This window comes from Reyranella sp. (assembly GCF_965228225.1).
Classification (GTDB): Bacteria; Pseudomonadota; Alphaproteobacteria; order Reyranellales; family Reyranellaceae; genus Reyranella.
Map to the genome: position 1 here is coordinate 434,308 of NZ_OZ245801.1, position 14,693 is coordinate 449,000.

Below are 14,693 nucleotides of genomic sequence, written 5' to 3' on the forward strand. Positions count from 1 at the left end.
GACGGCGGACTGTGACGCGAGGCCCTTGGCGAAACAAGCGAGACAAGCGATGCTCAGCCATTAGCTGGGTTGAGGGCAAGTATGACCGTGCAAGAGAAAGATTCATCGCAGACGAACTCGGCCGTCGTCGCCGACTACAAGGCCAGGACGGGCAAATCGGCGGCTCTGTTCGAGCGCGCCCACAAGGTGCTGCCGAGCGGCATCACCCACGACGCGCGCTACCTCGACCCCTATTCGATCCACGTCTCGCGCGCCGCGGGCGCGCGCAAGTGGGACGTCGACGGCAACGAGTATGTCGATTATTTCGGCGGCCACGGCGCGATGCTGCTCGGCCATTCGCATCCCGCCGTCGTCGAGGCGGTGAAGCGACAGATCGAACTCGGCACGCATTACGGCTCCAGCCACGAGCTGGAAGTGCGCTGGGCCGAGCTGGTGTGCGAGCTGACGCCCTGCGCCGAGCGCGTGCGCTTCACCGCGTCGGGCACGGAGGCGTCGCACATGGCGATTCGCCTCGCGCGCGCCCATACGGGCAAGGACAAGATCCTCCGCTTCATTGGCCACTTCCACGGCTGGCACGACCATGTGACGGCCGGTGCGGGTGCGACCTATGACGGCGGCACGACCCCCGGCGTACCGCAGGAGGTGAGCTCGCTGTCGATCGTCATGCCGAGCAGCGACGTCGCCGCCGTCGTGAAGGTGATGGAGGAGCGCGACGATATCGCCGCCGTCATGTTCGAACCGTCGGGCGCGTCGTGGGGCCAGGTGCCGCTGCCGCCGGGCTTCATCCAGGCGGTGCGCGATGCCACGGCCAAGAAGGGCGTCGTCATGCTGATGGACGAGGTCATCACCGGCTACCGGTGGTCCTCGGGCGGCGCGCAGAAGGCGTTCGGCATCACGCCGGACCTCTGCATCCAGGCCAAGATCGTGGCCGGCGGCCTGCCGGGCGGCGCGGTCTCGGGCAAGCGCGAAATCATGGACCGCATCGATCATGTCGCGACCGCGGCCCGCAAGATCGAGCGCATCCTCCATCCCGGCACCTTCAATGCCAATCCCCTGTCGGCCGCCGCGGCGGTCACCGCGCTGTCGCTGGTGCGCGATGAGGACCTCGCCGAGAAGGCCAACAAGACGGCGGCCGAACTGCGCGCGGCGCTGACCGAGGTGCTGGTGCAGGAAGGCGTGCCGTGGGGCATCTACGGCCAGAGCTCGACCTTCCTGATCTATCCCAATCCGTTCGGCGATCCGATCGATCCGGCGACCTTCGATCCGCTGAAGGTGCCGATCGAGAAGCTCAAGGGCGCGCGCGCCGCGGGGCCGCTCACCGGCAAGATCCGCATGGGCCTGATGACCCATGGCGTCGACGTCATGGGCTCGCCCGGCGGCTTCGTCTCGGCCATGCACGGCGGCGCCGAGATCGAGAAGACGGTCCACGCGCTGCGCGAGACGGTGCGGGCGCTGAAGGCCGAACGTGAAGTGAAAGCGGCTTAGCGCCTTTCTTTCTCCTCCCCCGTCTTACGGGGGAGGCCGGGAGGGGGAGAGCAACGCGATGATTTTCGGCTGGAGAGAGGTCGGGCCTGTGGCCTTCCCCCTCCGGCCTTCGGCCACCTCCCCCGTAAGACGGGGGAGGAAGGAGTTATGACGATGTACGGAATGACCAAGCCCGTTCCCGCGACCGAGTTCACGCGGTTGCCGGACAGGTTCCGCAAGCCCTCGCGCACGTCGTGGGGCGATGCCAATGCGGTGGGGCAGCTGCTCGATTCCTTCCTCGAAGGGCCGAGCTTCGACCGCGCGGGCAATCTCTACGTCACCGACATTCCGTTCGGCCGCGTCTTCCGCATCAGCCCCGAAGGCGAGTGGGCCCTGGTGACGGAGTATGACGGTTGGCCGAACGGGCTGAAGATCCACAAGGACGGCCGTATCTTCATCACCGATTACAAGCGCGGCATCGTCCTGCTCGATCCCGAGACCGGCACGGTGACACCGCTGCTCGAGACGCGCGGCTCGGAGAGCTTCAAGGGCGTGAACGACCTGTTCTTTGCCGGCAACGGCGATCTCTATTTCACCGACCAGGGCCAGACCGGCCTGCACGACCCGACGGGCCGCGTCTATCGCTACGACACGGCGGGCAGGATCACGATGCTGGTGAACACCGTGCCCAGTCCCAACGGGCTGGTGATGAACAAGGCCGAGACCGTCCTCTATGTCGGCGTGACGCGCGGCAATGCAGTGTGGCGGCTGCCGCTGATGGGCGACGGCACGGCGAGCAAGGTCGGGCTGTTCATCCAGATGAGCGGCGGTCATGCCGGTCCCGACGGCATGGCGCTGGACGAGGAGGGCGGGCTGGTGATCGCCCATCCCAGCACCACGGCCTGGCGTTTCGATTCTCTGGGGCGGCCGACGCACCACGTCGAGTGCGGCGACGACATCTACTGCACCAACGTCGCCTTCTCCGGCCACGATCTCTATGTCGTGGTGTCGCGCCGCAGCGAGAAGGTCGAGGCCGGCACCATCCTCAAGGCCACGATGCCGGTGCCCGGCAAGCCCATGTTCAGTCACGCCTGATGCTCACCATCGGCAAGCTCGAACCGTCCGACCGCGCGGCGTGGGAAGTGCTGTTCCGCGGCTACATGGATTTCTATGAGCGCACGCTGCCCCAGGCGATGTACGACCGCGCCTGGAACGAATTCGCCAAGGACACGCGCATGCACGCGCTGGGCGCGCGGCTCGACGGACGCCTGGTCGGCATCACGCACTTCCTGATCCACGCCAACACCTCGTCCGACGATGTCTGCTACCTGCAGGACCTGTTCACCGCGGCCGAGGTGCGCGGCAAGGGCGTGGCACGGGCGCTTATCCAGGCCGTCGCCGACTGGGCGAAGGCGCAAGGGTGCCCGCGCCTCTACTGGCAGACACAGGCCAGCAACACGACGGCGCGGCTGCTCTACGACAAGATGGCCGTGAACCGCGGCTTCATACGCTACGACATCGAGCTGGCTTAACGCCGGCCCTTGCCGATGTAGGCGATGGCCTCGATCTCGACGAGGATTTCGGGAGCGGCGAGGGCGCTCACCTCGACCAGGGTCGAGGCGGGAAAGTCGCCGGCGAAGAATTCACGCCTGGCTTCCCAGACCTTGGTGTTGTTCGCGATCCGGGTGAGGAACACCGTGATCTTCACGACGTCGGACATGGCGCCGCCGGCGGCCTCGACCAGCGACTTGATCTTGCCGAAGATGACCTTCGCCTGGGCGTATTCGTCCATCCTGCCCAGCGCCTCGGGATCGCCGCCGCGCGCGGTCATACCGGAGACATAGGCGACGCCGTCGACCACGAGGCAGTTCGACCAGCGCTCGGGCGGCGGCTCGGCGACGTCGGGTGAGATCACGCGGCGAATGGTCATGGCGTCTCCTTGTGGTTACCCGGGTTTCGCCCCCGAAGACTTCACGACCGGCGTCCACTTGTCGATCTCGGACTGGATGAAGCGCGTCACCTCGGCGGGCGTCATGGTGCTGCCTTCGGCGCCGATCTCCTCCCAGCGCTTGATGACGGCAGGCTCCTTCAGCACGGCCTGCATCTCGGCTGCGAGGCGATCGACGATCGGCTGCGGTGTCTTGGCGGGCACGGAAATGCCGAACCAGGAATAGGAGATCAGGTCGGGGTAGCCCAGCTCCTTCATCGTCGGCACGTCGGGAAAGGCGGGGCTGCGCGTCTCGCCGCTCACCGCCAGCGCATTCACCTTGCCGGCCTTGATGTGAGGCGCGGCCGAGGGCAGCGAATCGAACATCACCGGCACGTTGCCCGCGATCGTGTCGATCATGGCCGGTCCGGCGCCGCGATAGGGGACGTGGACGAGCTCCGCACTGATCACCTGCGCAAGCCGCGCGCCCAGCAGATGGTTGCTCGAGCCGGCACCCGAGGTTGCGTAGGAGACCTTGCCGGGATTGGCCTTGGCGTAGTCGACGAACTCCTTGAAGGTCTTGGCCTGGAAATTCGGATTGGCGACCAGGACGCTCGGGTTGGTCGAGGCGATGGAGACATGGATGAAGTCGCCCATCGGATCGAAGTCGCCGCCGCCATAGAGCGTCGGCGAAATCGACAGGCCGGAGATCACCGACATCAGCAGCGTGTAGCCGTCGGGCGGTGCCTTGGCCACGATCGCCGTGCCGACCATCGCGCCCTTCCCAGGCTTGTTGTCGACGATGATGTTCTGGCCGAGCTTCTGGCCGAGATACTCGGCCACCATGCGGGCCACGACATCGGTGGTGCCGCCGGGCGCGTAGGGCACGACGAGCTTGATGGGCTTGCTGGGCCATGGCGCCGCCTGGCCCGAAGTCTGGGCGGCGGCGGGGGTGGCGGCGACGGCGAGCGTCGCGGCGACGAAGGAGCGGCGGTTGAGCATGTGCGGAGTATACTCGGGCCATGAGTGATCCCAAGGTCCTGTTCTCTGCCCTTTTCGAACCGCGACGTGTCGCGTTGATCGGCGCCTCGTCGGATGTCACCAAAACGACATCTCGGCCCCAGCGCTTCCTGCGCAAGCATGGCTTCGCCGGCGAGATCCTGCCGGTCAATCCGTCGCGCAGCGAAATACTGGGAGAGGTGGCCTACAAGGGTCTCGAAGCGATCCCGGGCGAAATCGATCACGCCTATATCCTCTTGAACGGCGCGGCTGCGGTGCGCGCGCTGGCCGAGTGCGGCCGGCGTGGCGTCAAGGTGGCGTCGATCCTGGCCGGCGGCTTCGCGGATGCAGGCGCAGCCGGTGCCTCGCTGCAGGACGAGCTCGCGAGCGTCGTGCGCGAAACCGGCATCCGCCTCGTCGGTCCCAACAGCATCGGCACGGTCAGCACCGATCCCGCCGTCGCGCTCACGGCCAATGCCGCCTTTGCCGTGGACAGGCTGCGCACCGGCAGCTGGGCCGTCGTCAGCCAGAGCGGCAGCCTGATCGGCGCACTGCTGTCGCGGGCCGACGCGCGCGGCATCGGCTTCTCGCGCCTGATCTCGGTCGGCAACGAAGTCGACCTCGCGGTCGGCGAAATCGCCGACCTGCTGGTCGACGATCCGAAGACCGAAGCCATCCTGCTGTTCATGGAAACGCTTCGCGATGGCGAGCGGCTTGCACGTGCCGCGCGCCGGGCGCACGACGCGGGCAAGCCGGTGATCGCCTACAAGCTCGGCCGCTCCGAGATCGGCCAGGAGCTCGCAAAGTCGCACACCGGCGCCATCGCCGGTTCCGATGCGACCTTCGATGCCTTCTGCCACCGGCACGGCATCAGCCGCGTCTCGATGTTCGAATCGCTGATCGACGTGCCGTCGCTGCTGGTCGGCCACGCAAAGTCGAGGAGCGGCGGCCGACGGGTCGCGGTGGCAACCACGACGGGCGGCGGCGCGGCGATGGTGGTCGACAGCATGGCGATGGCCGGTCTCGACATCGTCGGTCCGCCCCGCAACCTCGTGGACTGGTTGAAGCCGCTCGGCATCGCGGCCGGCGACGGCAAGCTCGTGGATCTCACCCTGGCCGGCGCCAAGCCCGAGATCGTGGCGGGCACGATCGAGCGTCTTCTGGCCGACGACGGCAACGATGCGGCGATCTTCGTGGTCGGTTCCTCGGCCCAGTTCAATCCCGAGCTCGCGGTCGAGCCGCTGCTGCGCTTTGCCGGATCGGCGAAGCCGTTCGCCGTGGCGTTGACGCCGTCGGCCGAGACGTCGCTGGCACTGCTGACGGCGGCCGGCGTGCCGGCCTTTCGCCATCCCGAATCCTGCGCCGAGGCGATGGCACTCTGCCTGCTGCGCATGCCGCCCCAACCCGTGCCGCGTCTTGCCGAACCATCGATCGACGCGCTGGCTGCGCTGGAATCCGGTGGTGCGTCCGGCTTCGACGAGCGCCGTGCCGCCGATTTCTTCGGGGCACTCGGCGTGCCGATGGCCAGGTCGACGACCGTACCCGACGCAAGGCGCGTCGCGGCGGCGGTGAACGAAGTCGGCACGCCGGTCGTGCTTAAAATCCTTTCCGTCGACATCCCGCACAAGACGGAAGCGGGCGGCGTGGCGTTGGGCATTCCCGATGGCCAGACCGCCGCCGTCGCGGCGCGCGAGATCGAGAAGCGTGTGAAGGCCTACGCGCCGGCGGCGCGTTTACAGGGGTTCCTCGTGCAGAAGATGGAGCGGGGCCTTGTCGAGGTGATCCTCGGCTACCGCCGCGATCCGCTGGTGGGTCCAACCATTACCGTCGGCCTCGGCGGCGTGCTGGCCGAGATCTACAAGGATGCCTCGACGCGTCTCGCACCGGTCGACGAAGCGGAGGCGATGCAGATGATTGCCGAAGTGAAGGGGCTGGCGACCGTCCGCGGCTATCGCAATCTGCCGAAGGGCGACGTGGCCGCCCTTGCGAAGACCATCGCCGCGTTCTCCGCATTGGCCCACAGGCAGTTTGCCGACGTGGCGGAGGCGGAGATCAACCCGCTGCTGGTGAAGCGCGAAGGCGAGGGTGTCGTCGCCGTCGATGGGTTGGTCGTACTGAGTTAAAAAATCACGTCGTCTCTCCGCTACGCGCCTTCGGCGCTTCGGTCGAGACGAAGGGTTTTCATGGCGGGTTTCAATGCTTCGGCCGGTCCATAAGCTGGCGGAAGTCGTCGAGCACGAAATAGGTGTTCTGCAGCCGGTCGATCTCGTAGGGACGGTTCATCGCCACGGTCGCATCGAAGGGGACCCGCTCGACGCCTTCGCCCTCGATCGCGTGCTTCACTTCGGCGGCCGAGGACAGAATGCCGGCGCCATACGCCTTCATTCCCTGAGGCGTGCGGATCAGGCCGAACTCGACGGTGAACCAGTAGAGGCGCGCCAGGAGATGCACGTTGGGGCCCGCTTCGACGCCGCGACGGCCGTACTCCTGCATGTAATCGGCGAACACCGGGTTGGTGAGCAACGGCACATGGCCGAAGAAGTCGTGGAACAGGTCGGGCTCCACCAGATAGTCGATCTCCTCGCGCCTGCGGATCCACACCGTCACCGGAAAGCGTCGGTGGGCGAGATGGTCGTAGAAGGCCGCATCGGGGATCAGTCCGGGCACGCCGACGATGCGCCAGCCCGTGAGCGGCTCCAGCCGCGCATTCACCGCCGCGAAATCGGGGATGGTGTCGCCCAGCCCGATCGCCTCGAGCCCCTCCAGGAACTCCGCGCAGGCATATCGTTCGGCCAGGGCTCGCTGGCGTTGTACCAGCAGCCGCCACACGGCCTGATCCTCTTCGGAGTGCAGGTCGGGATGCTGCGGCACCGTCCAGTCCGGCGCCATGCCGGCATAGTCGCCACGCAGGTTCTCGAGGGGGGCGATGTTCATAAGCCCAATATGGGGCCGGACGTCTGGTGAATCCCGGCGAAGTGGGGCTTCGAGTGGTCTGTCTTTAGAGATATCATCTCGAAATTCGGCATTCTCGAGAGAATATCACCATGATTGAGCTGGATAACATCGACAGGCGCATCGTGGCCACCCTGCAGTCCGAGGGCCGGCTGCCGATGGTCGACCTCGCCGAGCGCGTGGGCCTGTCGCCGACACCCTGCCAGCGGCGCGTGAAGCGGTTGGAAGAAGAGGGCGTGATCGAGCGTTACGCCGCTCTGGTCTCGCCGCCGACCCTCGGGCTCGCCCTGCAGGCCCTGGTGCAGGTGACGCTCGACGATCACTCGGAGAAGACCGTCGAGGCCTTCGAAGCGGCGATCCGCGCCCGCCCCGAGGTGGTGGCCTGTTATGCCGTGACCGGCGACATGGATTTCCTGCTCCATATCCTGGCGCCGGACCTCGCGAGCTTCAGCGAGTTCGCCATGAAGGCGCTGCTGCGCATGCCCGGTGTCCGCGGCACGCGCTCCTCCTTCATCATGCAGGCGGTGAAGAGCGACCTCGCCTGGGCGCCTCAGGCACCGCCCAACACACGCAGATAAACCGGCCGGTCGATGTTGCCGCCGCTCAGGATCAGGCCGACCCTTTGCCCCGCGACCCGGCCGCGCTCCTGCAGGAGCGCCGCCAGCGCGGCGGCGCCGGCGCCTTCCGTGAGCTGGTGCGTGTCCTCGTAGTAGGCCCGCATGGCGACGCCGATCTCGGCATCGCTCACCTGCACGATGCGGTCCGCCCCCTTCAGGATGACCTCGAGCGCTTCCGCGTCGGGGCCGCGTACGGCCATGCCGTCGGCCATCGTGTCGGCGCGGTTGGTCGCGACGACCTTGCCGGCCGCGAACGACAGGGCATAGGCCGGCGCCTCGGTCGAAACGACCCCGACCACCTTCGTTTTGAGTCCGAGCGCGTCGCGGGCGGCGATCGTGCCGCAGATGCCGGAGCCCAGCCCGATCGGCACGTAGACCGTGTCGAGCGGCGGCGCCGCGCGGAACAGTTCGAGCGCATAGGAGGCGACGCCGGCCACCAGGTCGCGATGGAAGGACGGAACCATGACAAGGCCGCGCTCGCCGGCCAGCTTCATGGCCGCGTCCTTGGCGGCATCGAAATCGTGCCCCGCCTCGACGAGTTCGGCCCCGAAAGCCCGCATGGCGGCGTTCTTCTCGACCGAATTGCCGTAGGGCACGACGATGGTGGCGGCGATGCCGTTGCGCGCCGCCGCCAGCGCAATGCTCTGGCCGTGGTTGCCGCGGGTCGCGCTGATGACCCCGCCGGCACCGGGCGATCTGCGCTTGAGGCGGTCCATGAAGACCAGCCCGCCGCGCACCTTGAAGGCGCCGGTGGGGGTGTGGTTCTCGTGCTTGACCCAGGTTTCGCAGCCCGTGCGCCGGGCGAGCAGGGGCCAGGCATACTGTGCGGTGGGCGGCATGGCGCCCTGCACGATGGCGGCAGCCGATTCGATCTCGTCGAGAGACAACATGCTTCTACTCTGGTCTAAGATGGCCGCGGTTCCAACCGGAGTACCCCATGCCTGTCCTGCCGCGCGCACTCGAAATCCAGGGCGAGATCTCGGCAATCCGCCGTGACATCCACGCCCATCCCGAACTCGCCTTCGAGGAAAACCGCACCTCCGACGTGGTGGCGGCCAAGCTGGAGGAATGGGGTCTGGAAGTGACGCGCGGCCTGGGCAAGACCGGCCTGGTCGGCACCCTCCGCAAGGGCAATTCGCTGAAGTCGATCGGGCTGCGCGCCGACATGGACTGCCTGCCGATGGACGAAGCCAACGATTTCGCGCACCGGTCGACCAGTCCCGGCCGCATGCACGCCTGCGGCCATGACGGTCATACCGCCATGCTGCTGGGCGCCGCGAAGATGCTCAGCGAGACGCGCAATTTCGAGGGCGCCGTCCACTTCATCTTCCAGCCGGCCGAAGAGGGCGGCGGCGGCGCCAAGGTGATGATCGAGGACGGGCTGTTCGAGAAGTTCCCCTGCGACGCCGTTTTCGCGATCCACAACAAGCCCGGCGTCCCGGTCGGCCATATCGTCACCAAGGGCGGTCCGCTCCTGGCGGCCGCCGATCGCTGGGATATCCGCATCACCGGCAGGGGCGGCCATGCCGCCCATCCGCATTCGACGCTCGATCCCATGGTCGTCGGCGCGAACATCGTCATGGCGCTCCAGACCATCGTCTCGCGCAACATCGATCCGATCGATGCGGGCGTCGTGACCGTCGGCTTCTTCCATGCGGGCTCTGCCTACAACGTCATTCCGGGCGACGCGCATATCGGCGGCACGACGCGCACCACGACGCCTGCGAACCGCGAGCTGGTGAAGCGGCGCATCGACGAGATCTGCGAGGGCGCCGCCCGGATGCACGGCGTCAAGATCGAGGTCGAGCACAAGCCGGGCTATCCGCCGACGGTGAACGATGTCGAGCAGGCCCGTTTTGCCGCCGATGTGGCGGCCGGGGTCTGCGGTGAACACGCGGTCGAGGACAATACCCGGCCGAGCATGGGTGCCGAGGATTTCTCCTACATGCTGGAGAAGGTGCCGGGCGCCATGGTCTGGCTGGGCAACGGCGGTGGTCCCGGGACGGTCAGCCTGCACAATTCCCGCTATGACTTCAACGACATGGCCATCCCGTTCGGCGTGAGCTTCTTCGTTCGTACCGTCGAGCGCTTTCTCGACCCGAAGGCGGCCTAGAACGAGCGGACGCGGACGAGGCACATGGAATTCTTCCGCGTCTATGGCCGTGTGATCGGCCTGCTCCGGGCCGAGAAGGGCCTGGCCATCACGCTGGCCATCGCGAACATCGCGGTGGCCGGCCTGCAATTCTATGAACCGGTGCTGTTCGGCAAGGTGATCGACCTGCTGAGCACCGCGCGCGACCGGCCGGTCGACCTCCTGTGGCGCGATGCGCGCGAGATCCTGGGCCTCTGGGCGCTGGTGGGCATCGGCGGCATCGTGGCCAACATGGTGGTCTCGTTGCAGGCCGACCGGATGGCCCATCGCCGCCGCCTGGGCGCGATGGCGACGTATTTTCAGCATCTGCTGATGCTGCCCTTCTCGTTCCACAACGCGCAGCATTCCGGCCGGCTGATCAAGATCATGCTGACCGGCGTCGACAACCTGTTCGGCATCTGGCTGTCCTTCTTCCGCGAGAACCTCGCGACCCTGGTGGCGCTGTTCGTCATGCTGCCGCTCAGCCTGTTCATGAACTGGCGGCTGGGCCTCCTGCTGCTGGTCCTGATCCTGTTCTTCGCCGTGACCAATGTCTGGGTCGTGAGTCGCACCGACCGGCTGCAGAAGGAGGTCGAGGACCTGCACAGCGAGCTGGCGGGCCGGGCGGGCGACGCCCTGGGCAACATCAGCCTCATCCAAAGCTTCGTGCGGCTGGGCGCCGAGACCAGCGAAATGCACCGCATCATCGGCCAGACACTGCAGGCGCAGTTCCCGGTGCTCAACTGGTGGGCGCTGCTGTCGGTGATGACGCGTGCCGCCTCGACGGTCACCGTGATCGCGATCTTCGTGCTGGGCACCTGGCTCTATACACGGAACGAAGCCACGGTCGGCGAGATCGTGAGCTTCATGGGCTTCGCCACGATGCTGATCGGGCGCATGGACCAGGCCTCGGGCTTCGTCAGCCGCATCTTCTTCCAGATGCCGTCGCTGGGCGATTTCTTCCGCGTCCTGGATTCGCAGTCGAGCGTGCCGGACAAGCCGAACGGCATCGACATCGGGCGTGCCCGGGGCGACGTCGAGTTCGACGACATCAACTTCTCCTATGACGGCAAGCGGCCGGCGCTGGTGCATTTTTCGCTCAAGGTGCCGGCCGGCTCGACGGTGGCGTTCGTCGGCCCGACAGGCGCCGGAAAGAGCACCGCGCTGTCGCTGCTGCACCGCATGTGGGACGCCCAGTCGGGCGTGATCCGTATCGACGGCGTCGACCATCGCGACATCAAGCTGGAATCGCTGCGCCGGAACATCGGCGTGGTGTTCCAGGACAGCACCATGTTCTACCGCTCGATCGCCGACAATCTGCGGATCGGCAAGCCCGACGCCACGCAGGCCGAGCTGGAGGAGGCCGCCAAGCTCGCCGAGGCGCACGACTTCATCATGCGCCAGCCCCAGGGCTACGAAACGCTGGTCGGCGAACGCGGCACCACCCTGTCGGGCGGCGAACGCCAGCGGCTCGCGATCGCCCGTGCCCTGCTCAAGAATCCGCCGATCCTGATCCTCGACGAGGCGACCAGTGCGCTCGACTCTGTCACCGAGGCCCGCATCCAGAAGGCCCTGAAGATTCTGATGCAGGGCCGCACCACCTTCGTGATCGCCCATCGCCTGTCGACCATCCGCGATGCCGATCAGGTCGTGGTTTTCGAGCACGGGCGGGTCGTCGAGCAGGGCGCCTATCAGGCGTTGCTCGCCGAGGGCGGTGCCTTCGCCCGGCTGGTGGCGACGCAGCAGGCTGGCATAGAATCTGCCTGATATCCCCTTGGCGGGCGTGAAATGTCCGCCTAAGAGTCGCCGAGCAGGGAACTCAGGGGGATCAAGAACATGAGCAAATTCGCCAAGATGCTGGGCAGTGCGGCCGCGGTCGCGCTGGCGCTCGGGAGCCTCCCGGCCAATGCCCAAACCGCGATCAAGTTCACCCTGGACTGGGTCTTCCAGGGCCCGACCTCGCCGTTCCTGGTGGCTCTGGAGAAGGGCTACTACAAGGCCGAAGGCCTCGACGTCACGATGGATCCGGGCCAGGGCTCGGCCGGCGCGGTGCAGCGCGTGGCCACGGGGGCCTACCAGATCGGCTTCGCCGACGTGAATTCGACCATCGAATACAACGCCAAGAACCCGGGCAAGGAAGTGCTCTGCGTGTTCATGGTCTACGATTTTGCGCCGTTCGGCGTCTATGCGCTGAAGAAGAGCGGCATCAAGACGCCGAAGGACCTCGAGGGCAAGAAGCTCGGCGCCCCGGTGTTCGACGCCAGTTTCCGCCTGTTCCCGGCCTTCGCCAAGAAGAACGGCATCACCAAGTGGGAGCACGTCAACCTGACGCCCCAGCTGCGCGAGCAGAGCCTGGTCCAGGGCACCGTCGACTTCATCTCCGGCCACTATTTCTCGTCGATGCTCGACCTCAAGGCGCGGGGCGTGGCGTTCGAGGACATCGTGGCGATGCGCTTCGTCGACTTCGGCATGGACGTCTACGGCAACGGCATCGTCATCTCGGCCGACATGATCAAGAACGAGAAGGCCGTGAAGGGTTTCCTCGCGGCCACGGTGAAAGGTTGGAAGGACGTGATCGCCAACCCGCAACTCGGCATTGCCGCCGCCAAGAAGCGCGATCCGCTGATCGACGAGAAGCTCGAGCTGGAGCGCCTGAAGATCTCGCTCGAGACCAATATCCTGACGCCCTACGTGAAGGCCAACGGGATGGGCGACGTCGACCCGGCCCGCTTCGCCCGCGCCGTGAAGGACGTGTCCGAGGCCTTCGGTCTGCCGAACGCGCCGGCGCCCGACAAGGTTTTCAGCAACGCCTACCTGCCGCCCAAGGCCGACCGGATGGTCGCCAAGTAGAATCAAACTCCTCCCCCGTCACACGGGGGAGGTGCCCGAAGGGCGGAGGGGGAAGGCAGCACCATGGGTTTCACACTCAAGACAATCATGTTGTTGCTCTCCCCCTCCCTTTCCCTCCCCCGTTTGACGGGGGAGGGGAGATGATCTGATGGCCTTCGTCGATCTCAAGGGCGTCAGCCTCACCTACCGGCTGGGCAAGGACACCACGCTGGCCCTGGCCGATGCCACGTTCGGCATCGAGAAGGGCGAGTTCATCGCCGTCGTGGGGCCGTCCGGCTGCGGCAAGTCCACCATCATGAAACTGGTCACGGGCCTGCTGCCGCCGTCGGGCGGCGAGATCGTTGTCGACGGCAGGAAGGTGACGGGGCCGATCAAGGGCGTCGGCATGGCGTTCCAAAATCCGACCCTGATGCCGTGGCGCACCACGATGAACAACATCCTCCTGCCCATGGAGGTGGTCGAGCCGCACAAGCGCCGCTTCCGCAGCCATCGTGCCGAGTATGTCGAGCGCGCGATGAAGCTGCTGAAGACGGTCGGCCTAGCCGATTTCGCGGACAAGTACCCCTGGCAGCTTTCGGGCGGCATGCAGCAGCGCTCGAACCTGTGCCGCGCGCTGATCCACGAGCCCGAGCTCCTGATGCTCGACGAGCCGTTCGGTGCGCTCGACGCCTTCACGCGCGAAGAGCTGTGGGGCGTCATGCAGGCGCTGTGGCTGGAGAAGCGTTTCACCGGCGTGCTGGTGACGCACGACCTGCGCGAGGCGGTCTATCTCGCGGACACGGTCTATGTGATGAGCCGCCGGCCGGGCCGCATCGTGCTGGCCAAGAAGATCGACCTCCCGCGGCCGCGTACCCTCGAGACGACCTTCGAGCCGCACTTCGTCGACATCGTCCACGAGCTGCGCGACCGCATCCACCAGGAGCACGCGCCATGAGCGACCTTAGGCGTGAGGCGCTGAAGCACGCCATGCCGTGGCTGGTCCTGGCGGGCTTGCTGATCGTCTGGGAGGTCTGCTGCATCGTCTTCCAGGTGCCGGAGATCATCCTGCCCAGGCCGACCAAGATCTTCGCGGTCTTCGTCCAGCGCTTCGACATCCTGATGGCCTATAGCTGGGACACGCTGTGGACCACGATGATCGGCTTCCTGTTGGCCATTGCATTCGGCCTGCTGCTCGGCCTCGCGGTCGGCGCCTCGCCCTTCATCTATTCCGGGCTCTATCCGCTGCTGATCGCCTTCAACGCGATCCCCAAGGTGGCGATCGTGCCGATCCTGATGATCTGGGTCGGCGTTGGCTCGCTGCCGGCGGTCATCACCGCCTTCGTGATCAGCTTCTTCCCGATCGTGGTGAACGTGGCGACCGGGCTTGCCACCATCGAGCCCGAGATGCGCGACGTGCTGCGCAGCCTCGGCGCCACGCGGCTCGAAATCCTGACCAAGGTGGGCATCCCGCGCGCGATGCCCTACCTGTTCGCCAGCCTCAAGGTGGCGATCACGCTCGCCTTCATCGGCTCGGTGATCTCCGAAACGGTGGGCGGCAACAACGGCATCGGCTTCCTGATGCTCTCGGCAAGCGCCCGCAACGACGCGCCCACCACCTTCGCCGGCCTGTTCGCCATCGCCATCATGGGCGTGGCCATGTATGCGGTCTGCGCCATGGTCGAGAAGCGGATGACCCGCTGGGCCTTCCGCGGCGAGATCGTCGCCTAGCAGTCCATCGCGCAGGGGCTCGGCGAAAAGAAACGGTCTGGCAACG

At 66.5% G+C, this 14,693-nt stretch carries 14 protein-coding genes; 10 read left to right on the plus strand and 4 right to left on the minus strand.

Annotation, left to right across the window (positions count from 1 at the left end; genetic code table 11):
• The first annotated feature begins 81 nt into the window (after positions 1-81).
• The 3 genes from ACO07K_RS02075 to ACO07K_RS02085 all read left to right on the plus strand — a co-directional run bounded on the left by ACO07K_RS02075 (position 82) and on the right by ACO07K_RS02085 (position 2,996).
• Positions 82-1,485 carry an aspartate aminotransferase family protein gene (locus ACO07K_RS02075; protein ID WP_422034267.1) on the plus strand — a complete coding sequence of 468 codons (1,404 nt, stop codon included), beginning with the start codon at positions 82-84 and terminating at the stop codon, positions 1,483-1,485.
• 147 nt (positions 1,486-1,632) lie between these two features.
• Complete coding sequence (locus tag ACO07K_RS02080; RefSeq protein ID WP_422034268.1) at positions 1,633-2,559, plus strand: SMP-30/gluconolactonase/LRE family protein; 927 nt, start codon at positions 1,633-1,635, stop codon at positions 2,557-2,559.
• Complete coding sequence (locus tag ACO07K_RS02085) at positions 2,559-2,996, plus strand: GNAT family N-acetyltransferase (RefSeq protein ID WP_422034269.1); 438 nt, start codon at positions 2,559-2,561, stop codon at positions 2,994-2,996. Before ACO07K_RS02080 ends, ACO07K_RS02085 begins: the two co-directional genes overlap by 1 nt.
• On the opposite strand, the gene ACO07K_RS02090 is transcribed toward ACO07K_RS02085, so the two are convergent.
• Complete coding sequence (locus tag ACO07K_RS02090) at positions 2,993-3,394, minus strand: RidA family protein (RefSeq protein ID WP_422034270.1); 402 nt, start codon at positions 3,392-3,394, stop codon at positions 2,993-2,995. The genes ACO07K_RS02085 and ACO07K_RS02090 overlap by 4 nt on opposite strands.
• A gap of 15 nt (positions 3,395-3,409) precedes the next feature.
• On the minus strand, positions 3,410-4,393 hold the full coding sequence (locus tag ACO07K_RS02095; RefSeq protein WP_422034271.1) for a Bug family tripartite tricarboxylate transporter substrate binding protein: 984 nt from the start codon (positions 4,391-4,393) through the stop codon (positions 3,410-3,412).
• 20 nt (positions 4,394-4,413) lie between these two features.
• On the opposite strand from ACO07K_RS02095, the gene ACO07K_RS02100 reads away from it, so the two are divergent.
• The gene (locus ACO07K_RS02100; protein WP_422034272.1) at positions 4,414-6,513 is read left to right on the plus strand and encodes an acetate--CoA ligase family protein; all 2,100 of its coding nucleotides are present in this window, start codon (positions 4,414-4,416) and stop codon (positions 6,511-6,513) included.
• 70 nt (positions 6,514-6,583) lie between these two features.
• Here ACO07K_RS02100 and phhA read toward each other — a convergent pair whose 3' ends face one another.
• Complete coding sequence (phhA, locus tag ACO07K_RS02105; protein WP_422034273.1) at positions 6,584-7,324, minus strand: phenylalanine 4-monooxygenase; 741 nt, start codon at positions 7,322-7,324, stop codon at positions 6,584-6,586.
• Positions 7,325-7,434: 110 nt separating this feature from the next.
• On the opposite strand from phhA, the gene ACO07K_RS02110 reads away from it, so the two are divergent.
• Positions 7,435-7,920: an Lrp/AsnC family transcriptional regulator gene (locus ACO07K_RS02110; protein ID WP_422034275.1), complete on the plus strand. Its 486-nt coding sequence runs from the start codon at positions 7,435-7,437 to the stop codon at positions 7,918-7,920.
• Here the strand turns inward: ACO07K_RS02110 and ACO07K_RS02115 are convergent.
• Positions 7,893-8,849 carry a threonine dehydratase gene (locus ACO07K_RS02115; protein WP_422034276.1) on the minus strand — a complete coding sequence of 319 codons (957 nt, stop codon included), beginning with the start codon at positions 8,847-8,849 and terminating at the stop codon, positions 7,893-7,895. The two genes, ACO07K_RS02110 and ACO07K_RS02115, sit on opposite strands and share 28 nt — an antisense overlap.
• A 47-nt stretch (positions 8,850-8,896) precedes the next feature.
• Between ACO07K_RS02115 and ACO07K_RS02120 the strand changes: the two genes are divergently transcribed.
• The 5 genes from ACO07K_RS02120 to ACO07K_RS02140 all read left to right on the plus strand — a co-directional run bounded on the left by ACO07K_RS02120 (position 8,897) and on the right by ACO07K_RS02140 (position 14,647).
• Positions 8,897-10,072 carry a M20 aminoacylase family protein gene (locus tag ACO07K_RS02120; protein WP_422016937.1) on the plus strand — a complete coding sequence of 392 codons (1,176 nt, stop codon included), beginning with the start codon at positions 8,897-8,899 and terminating at the stop codon, positions 10,070-10,072.
• Positions 10,073-10,096: 24 nt separating this feature from the next.
• Complete coding sequence (locus ACO07K_RS02125; protein WP_422034277.1) at positions 10,097-11,857, plus strand: glucan ABC transporter ATP-binding protein/ permease; 1,761 nt, start codon at positions 10,097-10,099, stop codon at positions 11,855-11,857.
• Positions 11,858-11,926: 69 nt separating this feature from the next.
• The gene (locus ACO07K_RS02130) at positions 11,927-12,940 is read left to right on the plus strand and encodes an ABC transporter substrate-binding protein (RefSeq protein WP_422034278.1); all 1,014 of its coding nucleotides are present in this window, start codon (positions 11,927-11,929) and stop codon (positions 12,938-12,940) included.
• 148 nt (positions 12,941-13,088) lie between these two features.
• Positions 13,089-13,874 carry an ABC transporter ATP-binding protein gene (locus tag ACO07K_RS02135; RefSeq protein WP_422034279.1) on the plus strand — a complete coding sequence of 262 codons (786 nt, stop codon included), beginning with the start codon at positions 13,089-13,091 and terminating at the stop codon, positions 13,872-13,874.
• The gene (locus ACO07K_RS02140) at positions 13,871-14,647 is read left to right on the plus strand and encodes an ABC transporter permease (RefSeq protein WP_422034280.1); all 777 of its coding nucleotides are present in this window, start codon (positions 13,871-13,873) and stop codon (positions 14,645-14,647) included. Before ACO07K_RS02135 ends, ACO07K_RS02140 begins: the two co-directional genes overlap by 4 nt.
• Positions 14,648-14,693: the final 46 nt, after the last annotated feature.

Excerpts from the sequence above, each read along its gene's own strand:
- ACO07K_RS02095 (WP_422034271.1), bottom strand. The coding sequence starts at position 4,393 with ATGCTCAACCGCCGCTCCTTCGTCGCCGCGACGCTCGCCGTCGCCGCC.
- ACO07K_RS02130 (WP_422034278.1), top strand. The coding sequence starts at position 11,927 with ATGAGCAAATTCGCCAAGATGCTGGGCAGTGCGGCCGCGGTCGCGCTG.
- ACO07K_RS02120 (WP_422016937.1), top strand. The coding sequence starts at position 8,897 with ATGCCTGTCCTGCCGCGCGCACTCGAAATCCAGGGCGAGATCTCGGCA.
- ACO07K_RS02135 (WP_422034279.1), top strand. The coding sequence starts at position 13,089 with ATGGCCTTCGTCGATCTCAAGGGCGTCAGCCTCACCTACCGGCTGGGC.
- ACO07K_RS02085 (WP_422034269.1), top strand. The coding sequence starts at position 2,559 with ATGCTCACCATCGGCAAGCTCGAACCGTCCGACCGCGCGGCGTGGGAA.
- ACO07K_RS02100 (WP_422034272.1), top strand. The coding sequence starts at position 4,414 with ATGAGTGATCCCAAGGTCCTGTTCTCTGCCCTTTTCGAACCGCGACGT.
- ACO07K_RS02115 (WP_422034276.1), bottom strand. The coding sequence starts at position 8,849 with ATGTTGTCTCTCGACGAGATCGAATCGGCTGCCGCCATCGTGCAGGGC.
- ACO07K_RS02080 (WP_422034268.1), top strand. The coding sequence starts at position 1,633 with ATGACGATGTACGGAATGACCAAGCCCGTTCCCGCGACCGAGTTCACG.
- phhA (WP_422034273.1), bottom strand. The coding sequence starts at position 7,324 with ATGAACATCGCCCCCCTCGAGAACCTGCGTGGCGACTATGCCGGCATG.
- ACO07K_RS02140 (WP_422034280.1), top strand. The coding sequence starts at position 13,871 with ATGAGCGACCTTAGGCGTGAGGCGCTGAAGCACGCCATGCCGTGGCTG.
- ACO07K_RS02075 (WP_422034267.1), top strand. The coding sequence starts at position 82 with ATGACCGTGCAAGAGAAAGATTCATCGCAGACGAACTCGGCCGTCGTC.
- ACO07K_RS02090 (WP_422034270.1), bottom strand. The coding sequence starts at position 3,394 with ATGACCATTCGCCGCGTGATCTCACCCGACGTCGCCGAGCCGCCGCCC.
- ACO07K_RS02125 (WP_422034277.1), top strand. The coding sequence starts at position 10,097 with ATGGAATTCTTCCGCGTCTATGGCCGTGTGATCGGCCTGCTCCGGGCC.
- ACO07K_RS02110 (WP_422034275.1), top strand. The coding sequence starts at position 7,435 with ATGATTGAGCTGGATAACATCGACAGGCGCATCGTGGCCACCCTGCAG.